The sequence below is a fragment of the Bradyrhizobium sp. SZCCHNRI2009 genome (genome assembly GCF_032485115.1).
Taxonomy (GTDB): Bacteria; Pseudomonadota; Alphaproteobacteria; order Rhizobiales; family Xanthobacteraceae; genus Bradyrhizobium.
This window is the reverse complement of sequence record NZ_JAUEUH010000001.1, coordinates 151,300-165,727: the sequence shown is the minus strand read 5'-3', so window position 1 is coordinate 165,727 and position 14,428 is coordinate 151,300. Positions and strand designations below refer to the sequence as shown.

Here is a 14,428-nt window from a genome sequence, read left to right as displayed (position 1 = left end):
GGCGCACGAAAGGTGTCCGATGATCGGCATCGACGTCGTCGCGCCAGCGCAGGCGCCGGCCACCGATCGGGACGAGCGACCGCTGACCGCCGTGACCTATCCGGTGCCTTGCGAGCAGTGCGGCCGGATCGTGCGGGTGGCGATGAACGCGCTGCGCCCACCCGGCTTCCACCGCCTCGACGAGCAGGTCGCCTGCCCCGAGATCCAGGAGCGCCGCAGCAGGGGCGACGGCGGACTGTTGTTGATGATGTGCGGCCCCTTGAAGCAATCGCTCGCCGCACGATGCGATGCGGCCGAGGTCGAGGCCACCGCTCCCGGTGGCGGACAGGCGGGACGGGTCGTCTGCAGCATTCCCGGCGTCTCGATCGCTCAATACGCCCCGAACGAGGCGCGCAGCCGCGCGGAGATCTGGCAGGCGCACGGCTACGACAGGCTGGCCACGAGGCTTCGCGCGGCCGTGGCGAGGGCGGAGCGCAGGCCGCTGGTCTGGACCCGCACTGCGGCGGCCGGCCTCGGCGCATTGTTGCTCGCTGCCGCCGCTAGCTGGTTCATGCTGGCGCGGGAGCCGGCCGCTCCCCCGCCAACACAGCCGCAAGCCGCCGAGGCCTCCGTGGCCGCGTCGAGCCGCGCAAGCGTCGAGAGTTCGGTGCGCGTCGTCACGGCAGAGGCCATGTCAGCCGCGACCGCCCCCGCCCCGGCGCCGCTGCCGAACGCGCCCTCGGACACTGCAACGCTCTCGCGTTCCACGGAAACCGCGCCGCTCGAGGCGCCCGCCCTGCTCGCGTCGGCAAGCGCTGCGACCGCTCCCGAGACTGCGCCGGCAGCAGAGTCGACCGCGACCCCAGGGCCGGCGGAGGCAGCCGCGATTCGCCTGCCTGACATGGTGACGATTCCAGGAGGGGCATTCGCGATGGGCGGCGTCGAGAGCTCCGAGCTTCCGGTCCACCGCGTCACGATCAAGCCGTTCGCGCTCGGCAAATACCCCGTCACGATTGGCGAGTGGAAGGCGTGCGTGGCTGACGGGGCATGCGCCGACGTGATGAGCGGCCCGGACGACAACCCCGTGACGAATGTCGGCTACGACGACGTCAGGGGCTATCTGGCTTGGCTCTCGCGGGCCGTCGGCAAGCCGTTCCGGCTCCCGACCGAGGCCGAATGGGAATATGCAGCGCGCGGCGGCGCAACGACGGCGTTCTGGTGGGGCGACCGGATGCGCTCCGGCATGGCCAATTGCAACGGATGCAACGAGCCCGGCGCGCCCGCGCAGCTCATGAAGGTCGGAAGCTTTGCGGCCAATCCGTTTGGCCTGTTCGACATGGGCGGGAGCGTCGACCAATGGGTGGCCGACAGCTGGCACAAGAGCTATCAGGGCGCGCCGTCCGATGGCTCGGCATGGATCGACGAGCAGAGCTTCGTCCATGTCATTCGCTCGGGTTCATGGAAGAAGGATGCGAGCTATGCCCGCAGTGGGAGCCGCGACCGCTATGATGGGCGCGTCAGGTATCCGACCCATGGCTTTCGCCTCGCTCTTTCGCTCTGATGCGGCCGCGGTATGCTGAGCCAGGCCAGCGTGCCGTCGACGCCGATGCCGGGCCTGCGCCCGCAAATGTCTCGCGCCACAGCGAACACCAGCGTCGCAGATCCGCAGGACGCCTGGTCTGCCGAGCCTCTTTATTCAAATTCTTATCGGGAATCGTAGGACGAGACCGATCGAAACCTCAAATTTGCCGCGCTACGCCCCATTCATGGACCGGCTACACCGTTCGATATTTGCGATCGATGATCGTCGTTGTTTATGAGTTGGGGATATGTGGAGTGAGAAATCTACGCGTCGCGCGCCGCTACTGGATCGGACGCCCTGGCGACGACGTCGTCTCGCCGCAGTCGCGACGCTCGGGTCCACCGTGTTGGCCTGCACGCTGGTGCTGTTGCCGACTCTCGCATGGGCGCAGGCGAAAACGGCGCCGAAGGACGCCTACCTGTATTTCATCACGCCAACCGACGGCGACACCGTGAAGACCGCGTTCTGGTGCCGGTTCGGACTTCGCAACATGGGCGTGACCCATGCCGGTGACGCCTTTGCCAACACCGGCCATCATCACCTCCTGATCGACGCCGATGAGCCGATCAGCCCGGGCGAGCCGATTCCGCAGGACAGAAAGCACCTGCACTACGGCGCGGGCGAGACCGAGGCCCTGATCGAGCTGCCCCCCGGCAAGCATAACCTGCAGCTCGTCCTGGGCGACGGCATGCACTTCAACTTCGATCCACCGCTGGTATCGAAGAAGATCACGATCACCGTGAGCAGTGCTTCGCAGAGGCACGGGCAGAGCGCCACTCACGCCCACCGGCGGACGCGGCATCTGCACGCGCACACCGCGCGTCAGGCGGCGCAACCGTCGGCCACCGAAGCGCCGCCGTCCGATCCGGCAAAATCGGCGGGAGCCGTCGATTTCATCAAGAGCTTCCTGTCAGGTGCGAAATGAGCCTCCGCCCGCTCCCCGATGGAGCCGGTTCGGCCGGCACATCAGTTCATCGCGACGTGCCGGAGCCTCCAACCGCAGCACTGCATTTGTCCGGCTCGGCTCTATTGATACGACCTCCAGACGCGTGGCTTGCTTCGCCTCGGCGAGCGCCAAGAGCGATCATCAGCATCGGTCCAAGCTCGGAGGCGAGGCGCTGGGAGACCACGCCATTGATCGTCGGGAACAGGTACGACAGGAAATAACCAGCCGCGAATGGAATGAACACCAGAGCCGTGACGGTCCAGCCTGGGATTGCGGCACCACCGACCTTGGCGTCAACGCCCATCCTGCCGAACATGTAGTCCGGCTCAAACTCCCAGAAATCAATAGTTCAGCTTGGAAACTGGCGCTCCCTAAGGAAGCAGGGAAAACCAACAAACTCAAAGAATCAGCACTCCTTTCGGGACGCCATGGCTGCGGTGCCCGTGGCCTCGCCCGACAGATGCTGGTCCGGCGAGTTGGGCTCATTCCCCGTCATGCGATCGCGCGCACCGCATTCGCGATCATCTCCGCCACCGATCCATCGTGGGCGAAGCCGAGGGCCAGCTCGGCGTTGGCATCCAACTCGGGATAGCGGCCGAAGACGTCCTCTATGCCTTGATCGGGATCGAACGTCACGCGCGCGGCGCGCTCCGCGCCGAGCAGCTGCGCCAGGCCGTCCACCACCTCGGCGATCGAGAGACGAAGCGCCGGAAGCTGCAGGGTTCCGCAGACATCGAGCTTCCCGGCGAGGAGGAGATTGTCGACGGCGGCCTTCGCGGACAACCACCAGGCCGTCGCGCCCGGCGACACCGGACAGACATAGCGCTCGCCCGCGGACAGCGCATGCAGCAGCTCGCTCATGAACGCCGATCCGAAGCCGCTCACGGGCCTGGGCCGCGCCACGATGCCGGGCAGCCGCAGTGCGATACCCGACAGATCTCCGCGTCGCGTGTGATCGGCGAGCGCGATCTCCACCATCCGCTTGTGCGCGCCATAGGTGATCGCCGGCCGCGCCTCCGTGCGTGCGCCGACCCGCGCCTCCGCAAGCGCGCCGTAGACGGCGATGCTGCTGGCATAGACCACGCGCGGCCGATGTCGGCTCTCCGCCAGCAGCTGGAAGAGATCCAGCGACGCATCGAGATTGACGCGGCGGCCGAGCGCGGGCGCGGCCTCGGCGCGGCCGCCGGGAATGCTGGCGAGGTGGAACACGAGGTGGAACGGCGCGGCGCCGAGTTGCTCGAGCACGGCGGGATCGTCGAGGCCGCCTCGGATCCAGGACAGACGCGCACCGGACAATCCCGCTGGCGCCTCGGCGAGATCGAGTGCGGTGATTTCAGCACCGTCCATGTCGATCAGCAACCGATGCAGCAGCGCACGGCCGATGAAGCCCGCGGCCCCCGTGACAAGAATACGCATGGTTCAATCCGGCCGATCGGCGCCCGCCGCACGAACCACGCGCTGCGCGACACGCCCGAACGGACCCGGCCGGCCATCGGCGAAGCAGGCCTGCATGGTCACCCCCTCACCGAAGCGCAGGAACGAGGTCCGCGCCGCGCCGTGTTCGATCATCTCGATCGCCCGGACCTCGGCAAGGCAGCTCGATCCGGCGGCGCGATCGGCGTTCGAGACCGTGCCCGAGCCGATGATCGTGCCGGCCGTCAACCGCCGCGTCCGCGCCGCATGGGCGATCAGCTGCGGGAACGAGAACGCCATCTCGCGGCCCGAGGCTGCGCCGATCCGCTCGCCATTGCGCCGGACATGCAGGGCCATGTCGAGCCGGCCATCGCGCCAGGCATCGCCGACCTCGTCCGGCGTCACCGCAAACGGCGCGAAGCTGGTCGAGGGCTTCGCCTGCAGGAAGCCGAAGCCGGTGCGAACCTCGCGCGCGCCGACCGCGCGCAGGCTCCAGTCGTTGATCTGCACCAGCAGCCGGATTCGTTGCGCAGCCTCTTCGGCAGAAGCAGCCATCGGCACGTCGTCGACGATGACGCCGAACTCGCCCTCGAAGTCGATGCCATCAGCTTCTGTCACGAAGGGAACATCGTCCTGCGGCCCGAGGAAGTCGTCGCTGGCGCCCTGGTACATCACCGGGACGGTGTCGAAGTCGGGGATCGGCGGCTTGTTGAAGGCGATGTCCATCAGCCGTCCGTGATTCAGGAAGGCCGAGCCATCCAGCCATTGCGGCGCGCGCGGCAGCGGTGCGAGGCATCGCGCGGGATCGAACGCCGTCACATCGGCAGCCGATCCATCCTCGAGACTTTCAGCGAGCCGGCGCAACGCCGGCTCGACCAGCTGCCAGTTCCCCAGCGCCGTCAGCAGATCCGGCGCGATGGCGCTCGCATCGAGCACGCGCGCATGATCCCCGGAGACGATGACCAGGCCGCCGTCGGGGCTGCCGTTCCGATAGGTCGCGAGTCTCATCAGCTGGCCTTGGTCGGGTTGGCTTCGGGACCGAACTTGCCGTCGACCAGGATGAACAGCATCCGGCACGGCTTGTCGCTGCGGTTGGCCCAGGCGTGGTTGGTGCCGCGCTGGATCACCACGTCGCCGACCTTGAGGTCAGCGTTGCCCTTGTCGAGCACCAGCGTGATCTCACCGGAGATGACGATGCCATAGTCGATCGTCTCGGTGCGGTGCATCAGCGGATGCGGCGATTCCGTCGTCACGGTCGAGGCGTGGGGGTCGCCGATCTGGCTGAACGCGGCATTCATGCGCGCCGCGCCGTTGCGGAGAAAGTCCTCGGTATCCGGCGGAATGTCGACGAAGCGGATGCGGCTGCCATGCGTTGGCGGCGGCAGCCGCAGCGGCCCGATCGTCGGATCGGGACCGTTGTCGATCAGCGCCGGCGTTGCCTGCGTGCTCCAGACCTCGTGGAAGAAGGTGCCGGGGATCGCCGCCAGCTCGGTGACGGTTGGCAAGGCGCCGTCGGACGAGATCACGGCGGCGCCCTGCGCGTCATGGCCGGTGACGACGCGGCGGATCTGCGGAAGGGTCATGCTGGAGGCCTCCTGGTCAGGCGATTTCGAGAGAGGCGGCGGACGCCGCGCCGCGCGCAGCGAACACGCGCGAGAACATCACGACGGCGACGGATGAGATGATGACGGCGCCGAGCCCGAGCGCAGGATAGCCGAACAGCTGCACCAAGGTGCCGCCGAGAATGGGGCCGATCGCAGCGCCGATCATCAGCATCGCCGGCGTGCCGGCCAACGCCCGCGCGGTCGGGTCGAGACGCGACAGCAGCCCGAACGCAAAGGTGTGGGTGAAGATCATTACCGCGGCAAAGATCGCGGTCGGGACCGCATAGGCGACGAAGCCGGAGCCGAAGGTGATCGTCACGGCGATCAGCGCCTGGCAGACCGGGCCCGCCAGCAGCACGTGTCTCGCCGGTAGCCGCCGCTCCATTATGGCGGCGAGCGGCGCCGGCAGCAGGTTGACGAAGCCGAGCGCGATCAGCACGCCCGTCACCGCGTCAGCTTCGAAGCCGCGGTCAGCGCCGATCCGCTCGATGAAGCTGAACAGCATCGCCTGGGTCAGCGCCATGCAGCTGATGCCGGCAATGCCGAACCAGACGGCGCGCGGCAGATGGCTGACCTCCGCGATCAGATCCTCGTCACTGCGCACCACGCCCTTCGGAAATGACAGCGCCGCCGCCAGCGCCGCGACCGCCATCACGCCGGCAAACACGACGAACAAGGCCTGGCCGCCGAAGCTCGCCACGAGATTGGGCGTCATGCCGAGAAACAGAATGGCAAACACACCGAGCGCCATTCCGACGATGGCGAACAGGCGGTGCGGGTTGGCGCTGCGTGCGATGGTGCCGTGAGTGAAGCTCAGCCCGCAGGCCGCTGTTGCGCCGCCCAGCGCGTGCAGCATCGCGAGCAGCGCAAACTCCGACGTTCGGCTCGCGGCCAGGAACACCAGCGCGGCCACGGCGTATCCCGCAACCGCCGCCAGGCGGGCGTTCATCCGGTTGAAGCGAGGTGCGAAGAACAGGCTGCTGAGCACGGCGCCCAGCAGGAACAGCGTGGCCAGCAGTCCCGCCTGCTGCGGGCTGAACCTGTAGCGCTCGATCAGCGCGCCCACCCAGACCGGCAGCGCGACGAGATCGACCATCCCGGCGCAATGCGCGACCATCAGCGCGATGCGTCCGCGCCACGTCTCCGTCGTCACCGTCATGGCTTCCTCCCCGTTGATGATGTTGTTCGTTGATGTTGTTGGCTCAGATCGGCTGCGTCAGCCCGACGATCGACTCGCGCATGATCCTGGCGTGCTCCGCCTTGTCGCCGTTCTCCATTTCGATGCGGCAGAGCTGCGCGGAGTTCTCGATCACCATGCGGCAGCGCTCCCAGCGGCGCGCATGGAAGCGGTCGAACGCCTCCTGCAGGGTCGTCGCGCGAGCCAGCTCCTCGGCCAGCACGATGCCGCTCTCGATGCCGATGCCCGCGCCGGAGGCGAGGTGAGGCGTGGTCGCGGCCACGGTGTCGCCGATCAGGATGACGCGGCCGCGATTCCACGGCGCCGGCACCAGCAGGTTGGCGAGCGGCCGATAGTCGATGGCGGCGTCGGGAGCGAACAGATGCGCCCGCAGTGCCACCAGCACGGGATCGCTGAACGGCGCCAGCAGGTCCGCGACCAGTTGCGGCCAGGACGCGCGCTCGGCCTGGAGCTTTTCCGGCCGCGCCTCCGTCACGAACATATACATGTGGCTCGGCGACACCGGGTTGACGCCCGCCTTGACCGCACCACCCAGCCACATCCGCGGACGCACGATGTCGGCCGGCCGCGGCAGCACGGCGCGCCAGACCACCTGGCCGATGTATTGCGGCGGCTTGACCTCGGGAAACAGCAGCGCCCGCGTCTTCGAATGCACGCCATCGGCAGCCACCACGAGATCATAACGGCCCGTCGTGCCATCGGTGAAGGCGACCTCGACATCGCCGTCGTGCTGCGTGATCCGCGTGTAGGTGCAGCCGACACGCACGTGAACGCCAGCGGCGCGCGTCGCATCGGCGAGGATGCGCCCGAGTTCGGGCCGCATGATTCCGCCGCCGCCGGGCACATCCGATCCTACGGCCTTCGGTGTCGGGATCTCGCCGATCCGATGCCCCGATGGCGCGAACAGGTCGACACCGTCAGCCGTGTAGCCGCGCCGCGCGAATTCCGCGAACACGCCGATCGTCTCGAGCGCGCGCAAGGTCGGTCCGCTGACCGTGATGCCGGCGCCCTCCGGCCGCCAGTTCGGATCGACCTCGACGAGATCGATGTTGATGCCCGCCTTGCGCATCTGGATCGACGCGGCCATACCGGAAAAGCCGCCTCCGATCGTCAGCACCCTGCTCACCACTGCCATGGTGCTTCCCCCTCTGCAGTCCGCCCTTGCGGGCATGTTATGACTTTACGAACAACTCGCCGTCGATGACGACGAGCTCGAGACGGCTCAACCGCTCGCCGCGGCACGGCCCCTGCACGCACAGCCCGGTGTCGGGCATGAACTCGGCGCCGTGCGCGTGACAGACGATACGCGTGCCGTCGGCGTTGAGATACGCATCCCTGCGCCAGGCCATCGGCGCACCGCCGATATGCGGACAGGCGTTGCGCCAGCCATGCAGCTGTCCGTGCCGGCGCACGACGAACAGGCTGTCCTGCCCCTCATCATCGGGATCGAAGCCGCGCGACTGCGCCTCGCCGATCTCATCGGCGCGGCACAGCCGGATCCATCGCGCCTCGGCCTCACGCGTAGTCGCCATTCTCGGGGATTCCGGGGCCGGGGTACCATTTCTTGCGCATCTTCATCAGGAAGGTCTGCGAATTGTCGGCGGATGCCGTCGCCTCGCGCGGCTGCCAGCTCGCATCGTGCTGGTCCATGTCGGCATCCATCTCGATGTGGCAGCCGAACGGGCTATTGAAGTACCAGAACCAGTTCGAGCCCAGGATGTGACGGCCGGGGCCCCAGAACGCCTGATAGCCCTTCTCGACGAAGCGATAGCCGTTGGTGATCATTTCCGAAGGACCACCGAAATGGAACGTGAAGTGCTCCACGCCGTGCATGTGCGGCGGCGCGCCGATCAGGAAATGGGTGTGATGGTCGAGCGAGCCGCCCGGCTGCAGGAACGGCCCGGTGCCGGTGAAGCGATCGGTGCAGCGGAAGCCGAGCCGGTTGACGTAGAACGCCTCGGCCTTCACCACGTCGGGCACGAAATAGACCACATGCGACAGCGAGCGCGGACGGATCACGCTGCCCGGCGGCGGCACGCCGAGGCTGTTGATCGGCCGGAACACCACGCCGCCCGGCGCATTCGAAATCTCGCTGGCCAGCATGAACGGCCGCCGTGCCGTCAGTTGAAAGCCGATCACGAAGTCGGAATCGTCGGTCGACTCGATCGAGCCATCGGGCAGCCGCCGGACCTCGCGGTCGCGCCGCAGCTCGGCGGTGATCGCCCCCAGCGTCGCCTCGTCGGCGACGCCCATCACCGTCTTGCGCAGACGGCAGCCCGGCACGGGCGCCGGCGGCAGAGCCGGATCATCCTGCCGTGCGATCACCACGGCGGTGCCGTCGATCGCCTCGAAGCGGCCGCCGCGATCGGAGACGTCGACGGGCGTCAGCCCGTAATCGACCAGGAAGCGCGCCGCGCCCCTCACGTCGTCGACACCGAATATCAGGCTCTCCAGACCGACAATTTTCATAACTTTCCTCTCCACCTGCTGCTTCAGGCGATGTGTCCGTTCAATGTCTCTGCGACCCAGTCCGCGATGTAGTGGCCGGCATTGATGCTGTTGTCGAAGCTCGCATGCTGGGCGCCGCCTTCACGCGCGGTGAAGACCTTCAGCTCGCGCTTGGGCGAATTCACCAGTTGCTCATAGGTCCGCTCGGCCCAATGCAGCGGAATCTGCGAGTCCTTTTCGCCATGCGTCACCAGGAACGGCACCTTGATGCGGTCGAGAATGCCGTCGAGGTGAACCTGCTCGGCAATCCGCATGAAGTCGTCCTGATCTCTCGCACCCCACACCCAGCGCACATGCGCCCAGTAATGCGGGACCGGGAAATCACCTTCCTTCTGCAGGCGCCTCTTCTGCACGTCGCGCCAATCGTGATTGGCACCCCAGGCGACGCCGCAGGCAAAGCGCGGCTCGAAAGCCACCGCGCGCGGACAGTAGTAGCCACCGAGCGAGACGCCCTCGAGACCGATCCGCTTCGGGTCGACGTCGCTGCGGGTCTCCAGCCAGTCGACGACCCGGGACGCCCAATGCTCGCTGTCATGGCGCGCGGTGAGACCCTGCAGCCGGAGCGCCTCGCCCGATCCGGGCTGGTCGATCACGAGCGACGACACGCCCCGTCGGGCGAGCCAGGCGGGCAAGCCGACGCGGTATTTCATCTCCTTGGTCGAATCCAGGCCGTTGACCTGCACCAGCAGCGGCGCCGGCCCGTCGCGCCCTTCCGCGCGGACCATGAGACCGGCAATGTGGGAGCCTTCATAGGGAATCTCGACGCGCTCGCAGTTCTCCCGCGCCAGTGCAATGCCCTTGGCGAAGACGTCGAGACATCTGCGGTACAGCGCCAGCCGCCCCGGCGCCTCGTGCGCCTGCAGACGCTCGCAGGTGATCAAATAGCTCGCTGCGCGGCCATATTTCTCGCCGGCCGACAGCAGCCGCCCTTTCGCCTCGTCCTCGGACGCGAGCGCACAGAGCTTGTCTGCCATCCGCGCCCAGGTCTCGCGGAAGGCCTGGGTACCGTTGGCATCGGGCTGCCGGGCCGCCTCCTGCAGCGGCGCGCACATCTCTTCGATCTCGCCGATCCGCGCGCCCATCTCGATCGCGAGATCGACCGAGAGATTCCAGACATAGTTGGTCGGAAAATACTTGAACATGAATGCACTCGCGACGCGCGGCCCGGCCACGCGTCTTCCTCGACGTTCTTCCCGAGGTCTGGCATAGCCCCGTTTGACCATTTCGAAAAATTGATTAACAAGATTGATCGCATTGATCTCTTGAATACCTCGAGCGAGGCCGCCGATGCGCTTCAACAACAAGTTCGACCTCAATCTCCTGGTCGCGCTCGACCATCTGCTGCACCTGCGCAGCGTCAGCGGCGCCGCCGCGCGCATGAACATGACGCAGTCCGCGATGAGCAATGCCTTGCTGCGTCTGCGAACCTATTTCGATGACGAACTGCTGGTGAAGATCGGCCGCAAAATGGAGCTGACGCCGCGAGCGGAGACGCTGAAGGACTCGATCAGGGACCTTCTGGTGCGGGTCGACTGGGCCATCGCCTCGTCTGCCGAGTTCGATCCCGCGCAGTCCGACCGCTGCTTCAAGATCCTGGCGTCGGACTACACGCTGGTGACGCTGATCCCGCGGCTGCTGGCGCGCAGCGAGGCCCTTGCGCCCGGTATCCGCTTCGACTTCCTGCAGCAGGTGCAGCGGCCAGAGCGCGCGCTCGAGCGCGGCGACGTCGACCTGCTGATCATCCCGGAGGAATTCAGCTCCAAGCTGCACCCGTCCGAGGTGATCTTCGAGGACGACTTCTGCGTCATCGCGTGGAGCAAGGGAAAGTATGGCAAGGGCAAGCTGTCACGGCAGGATTTCGCCAAGTCGTCCCACGTCGTGATGCGGCCGGCGATCGCGGCACAATCGCTCGAAACCTATTATCTGGAGCAGCGCAACACGAGCCGCAGCGAGGACGTTTCGGTCTACGCGTTCACCGCCATTCCGCATCTCGTTGCCGGGACGAACCGCCTTGCCACCGTGCACCGGCGGCTCGCCATCGCCGCCCAGCGCAGCCTTCCCATCCGCATCATCGAACTGCCGATCGCGCTGCCGGCGCTGCGGCAGCGCGTGCAATGGCATCGCTACCGCTCCAACGATGCCGGCCTGCTGTGGCTGCGCACTCTGATCCGCGAGGTCGTCGCCGAGCTGCCCAGACCACCGTCGACCGGCACTGGCGATGGCGAACGGCCGGCGCGAGACGCCGGCCGCCTTCGTTGAGGAGCGATCAATCCAGCTTGCGCGAGTCAGCGCTTGATCGGTCCGGCTCCGGGCGGCGGCGCGGGCACCCAGATCGGGAATGCCAGATTGGCCCAGACCGTATCGCCGCGGCTGCCGTTCTCGACGTAGAATGTATGCTGGTAGTTTACGTTGATCTGGAAGGGGCCCGCATTATAGGTCAGCGACGGGCCTGCATTGATCGAGCGCAACCGGTTGCCGTCCTGCACCCCGGCGAAATTGAATGCCTTGACGCCGTTGATCTTGTCGTCCTGATACTGATGCGTATAGCCACCGACGACGCCGAGCTTCCAGGCGCCGATATTATAGCCCGCGTTGAAGTCGACCACCAGCGCATCACCGCTGCGGTACTGCTGGGTCAGCTGCGTGAAGGCGTTGACCGAATCGGTATTGGTGCCGTTGAGCAGCAGACGTGGCGAGACGGCGAATTCGAAGCCCTTCGGATCGGCATAGCGATAGGCGAGGACGGGCGAGATGGTGGTGTAGTTCGTGCCGACGTTGAGGGGCTGCCGCGCCGAATAGGTGCCGGTGTTGGGCATGATGTCCAGGCCGACCGTGAAGGTCTGCACGGGCGACAGCGCCCAGCTCAGAATGATCGGCGAGAAGGTCAGATTGGCAAGGCCGTTGGCCTGGAACGATCCGCCGGGATTGGTGCTTTCGAGATGGACGAAGGGCACCACGAGCTGCGAATAGACATGGGCGCCGAAAAAGTCGCCGGGATAACTGGCGAGAAACCGCATCGTCTCCGACACGGCGGAGAGCTTGAAGTCGATCGGCAGCTTTTTGCCCTGCCCGTCATACAGGCCGTTGGCGCTGGTGTAGCTGGTCTGGCTGATCGCAAACAGGCCCGGGATCGGCGGAAACGACGCAATGAACACGCCGGGCGAGCCCGCCGGATAGTTGGTGGCCGCGTTCTCGGCGGCCCACGCACCCTGGATCATCCCGGCCAACATCAACGCTGCGGAAGCGGACCGCTGCAGTCCTCTTGTCATGAATCCCCCCTTGGTGGCGCGTTTTCTACGAAACGAGCTTGCCCCCGACCGACCTCACGGCGACGCGCCCGCGCCCGACCGATCGCGTCATTGATGAGCGATCCCAGATCATTCGTAAAATTGATCGTTTTGATCCGAGCTATTCACAGTCTCGATGTGCCGGCCTCACGGGCGTCGATTGATGTCGCGCTCCTTGGTTCGAGCAGAGTGAGCAACCACGGGCACGTCACCGACGACATAATCGATCTCACCCACCGTGTTGAAGATTGCCCGTACGAGGCCTGCAGTTCAGGCCTTGGATCAAACACAACCACAGATTGTTGGCGGCAGGCGCATAGGGCTCGAACCTAGGACCCGCTGATTAAGAGGCATATGACTTGCCAGTAACTTCCATGGTCATTCCACCAATGACGATTCCATGACGTCGGGCCACGCTGCTGGATGAGAGGCCGCATGGCGGATTCAAAATCAGTTTGATGATGCAACGATATCAAAGCCATTTTGGCAAATCGTCGAGACGAACTGCCGCAATATCAATCGGTTGTTTGCCTTCTCAATGAACGCGTCGTATCCCGACGCGCGGCGCGATCGGTTCAGCAGGCCGGCTGTTCGCGTTGATGGCGAAAAAACGCTGCGCTTGCAGACCGCTTTTCAAGTGCTGGCTGGATCAGTCTTCTCATCGTCAATCAATACGTGTATTCGCTGACACTCTCGTCTCCTACCCAGGACGTCGGGGCCGCCGGCTTCTGGCCGTTCATTATCGTTCGGTCGCGTTTGATGGCAGCGAGAGCCGCCCAGCAGAGGAATCGGTGAATGGGTTTCGCCACAGCTTTCTTGATGTCTGCGGCCGATTACCAGAGTCGTACGGCAGACATTCGACGCACCGCTCCGACCAGATTGCCATTCAATCTGCAAAAAACCATTCCAAGGAAACCAGAACGGTTGCATTCCTATACCGTCACTGCTAATCATCCGCAGAGGTTGTAGGGCATGTCGAAGAAGCGACTCTCCAATTTTTTTGTGCACGACCGCGCGGGCGAGACGAGGAATTTCTGAACGGAACGTCGGGAGGAGGTGCGCTGGTTGAATGTGTGGCGACTCGCGAACTTCTAAGGTGACTGTCCGGACGAGAGATATCCGTCAGCTATCGGCAGTATCCTGACTACTTTGCGTTCGAGACAGAAGGCAATGTTTGAGATCCCTCAGGCCTATGGCGAAGCTATCGCTGATGCTACTAGCATCGACAGCCTACTCGAGCTGCTTCTAGCCTCCACTGAGCGCTTCGGAGTGACCGGCGTCTTTATCGCTGACCTGCCGAGCCGAATGGAAATCCTCGAGCCTCATATCCAGCTACGTGGCTGGAATGATGCCTGGATCAGATATTATAATGAGAGAAATTATGTCCATATAGACCCGATTGCCCAACTGCTTCGGGAAAGAGCGACGCCGTACGTCTGGAGCGAGGAGTGTGCGGTTCAGCCGCTCACCGCAAAACAACGAAAGCTCATGGACGAAGCAAGGGACGCAGGACTGATTGACGGCTTCACGGTCCCCATCCACGGTCCGCAAATGCGCACAACCTGCGTATCGTTTGCGACGGGCGCCAAGCCGCTGCAGCGAAGCGATCGGCACAATCTTCATTTCATGGCGTTACTCAGTCATCAGCGTGTCGACCAAATGATACACGCGAAAAGACCTGCAACGGCGAAAGAGGAGCGAGCGTGCGTGCTCGCGCCGCGCGAACTGGAATGCCTACATTGGGCGATGCACGGCCTGAAATCCAAGGAAATCGCCTTTGAGGCTCGTCTTTCCAAGCGAACCGTCGATCAATATCTTCGCAACGCGATGTCGAAGCTTCGCGCCGGCAGCCGAACAGAGGCCGTCCGCATCGCGATATTGAACGGTTCGCTAAAGCCGGTATGAAGTAAA

Annotated in this window: 14 protein-coding genes; 4 read left to right on the top strand and 10 right to left on the bottom strand. The window is 65.2% G+C overall.

Going from position 1 to position 14,428, the window contains the following annotated elements:
- Positions 1 to 19 precede the first annotated feature (19 nt).
- Positions 20 to 1,540: a formylglycine-generating enzyme family protein gene (locus QX041_RS00815; RefSeq protein ID WP_316164280.1), complete on the top strand. Its 1,521-nt coding sequence runs from the start codon at positions 20 to 22 to the stop codon at positions 1,538 to 1,540.
- 382 nt (positions 1,541 to 1,922) lie between these two features.
- On the top strand, positions 1,923 to 2,486 hold the full coding sequence (locus QX041_RS00810) for a DUF4399 domain-containing protein (protein ID WP_316164821.1): 564 nt from the start codon (positions 1,923 to 1,925) through the stop codon (positions 2,484 to 2,486).
- A 46-nt stretch (positions 2,487 to 2,532) separates the two neighbouring features.
- Here QX041_RS00810 and QX041_RS34350 read toward each other — a convergent pair whose 3' ends face one another.
- The 9 genes from QX041_RS34350 to QX041_RS00765 form a co-directional block, all read right to left on the bottom strand.
- Complete coding sequence (locus tag QX041_RS34350; protein WP_410051841.1) at positions 2,533 to 2,823, bottom strand: hypothetical protein; 291 nt, start codon at positions 2,821 to 2,823, stop codon at positions 2,533 to 2,535.
- Positions 2,824 to 2,999: 176 nt separating this feature from the next.
- Positions 3,000 to 3,923, bottom strand: a complete 924-nt coding sequence (locus tag QX041_RS00800; RefSeq protein ID WP_316164279.1) for an NAD-dependent epimerase/dehydratase family protein — start codon at positions 3,921 to 3,923, stop codon at positions 3,000 to 3,002.
- A 3-nt stretch (positions 3,924 to 3,926) separates the two neighbouring features.
- A complete protein-coding gene (locus tag QX041_RS00795) occupies positions 3,927 to 4,928 on the bottom strand; it encodes a fumarylacetoacetate hydrolase family protein (protein WP_316164278.1) in 1,002 nt (333 codons plus the stop codon).
- A complete protein-coding gene (locus QX041_RS00790; RefSeq protein ID WP_316164277.1) occupies positions 4,928 to 5,503 on the bottom strand; it encodes a cupin domain-containing protein in 576 nt (191 codons plus the stop codon). Before QX041_RS00790 ends, QX041_RS00795 begins: the two co-directional genes overlap by 1 nt.
- 16 nt (positions 5,504 to 5,519) lie before the next feature.
- Positions 5,520 to 6,677: an MFS transporter gene (locus tag QX041_RS00785; protein WP_316164820.1), complete on the bottom strand. Its 1,158-nt coding sequence runs from the start codon at positions 6,675 to 6,677 to the stop codon at positions 5,520 to 5,522.
- Between the two features lie 49 nt (positions 6,678 to 6,726).
- Entirely contained in the window at positions 6,727 to 7,857 is a 1,131-nt protein-coding gene (locus QX041_RS00780) for an FAD-dependent oxidoreductase (protein WP_315715575.1), read from the bottom strand.
- Positions 7,858 to 7,894: 37 nt separating this feature from the next.
- Positions 7,895 to 8,254, bottom strand: a complete 360-nt coding sequence (locus tag QX041_RS00775; protein WP_315715574.1) for a Rieske (2Fe-2S) protein — start codon at positions 8,252 to 8,254, stop codon at positions 7,895 to 7,897.
- A complete protein-coding gene (locus tag QX041_RS00770; protein WP_315828106.1) occupies positions 8,238 to 9,191 on the bottom strand; it encodes a VOC family protein in 954 nt (317 codons plus the stop codon). The genes QX041_RS00775 and QX041_RS00770 overlap by 17 nt, the downstream gene beginning before the upstream one ends.
- Positions 9,192 to 9,214: 23 nt before the next feature.
- Complete coding sequence (locus QX041_RS00765) at positions 9,215 to 10,372, bottom strand: alpha/beta hydrolase family protein (RefSeq protein WP_315715572.1); 1,158 nt, start codon at positions 10,370 to 10,372, stop codon at positions 9,215 to 9,217.
- Positions 10,373 to 10,517: 145 nt separating this feature from the next.
- Here QX041_RS00765 and QX041_RS00760 point away from each other — a divergent pair, with 145 nt between their 5' ends.
- Complete coding sequence (locus tag QX041_RS00760; RefSeq protein WP_316164276.1) at positions 10,518 to 11,489, top strand: LysR family transcriptional regulator; 972 nt, start codon at positions 10,518 to 10,520, stop codon at positions 11,487 to 11,489.
- Positions 11,490 to 11,515: 26 nt separating this feature from the next.
- Here the strand turns inward: QX041_RS00760 and QX041_RS00755 are convergent, their stop codons facing one another.
- Positions 11,516 to 12,499, bottom strand: coding sequence for a transporter (locus QX041_RS00755; RefSeq protein ID WP_315715570.1), 984 nt, complete (start codon positions 12,497 to 12,499; stop codon positions 11,516 to 11,518).
- Positions 12,500 to 13,687: 1,188 nt separating this feature from the next.
- Between QX041_RS00755 and QX041_RS00750 the strand changes: the two genes are divergently transcribed.
- A complete protein-coding gene (locus tag QX041_RS00750) occupies positions 13,688 to 14,422 on the top strand; it encodes a LuxR family transcriptional regulator (RefSeq protein ID WP_315715569.1) in 735 nt (244 codons plus the stop codon).
- The last annotated feature ends 6 nt before the right edge of the window (positions 14,423 to 14,428 follow it).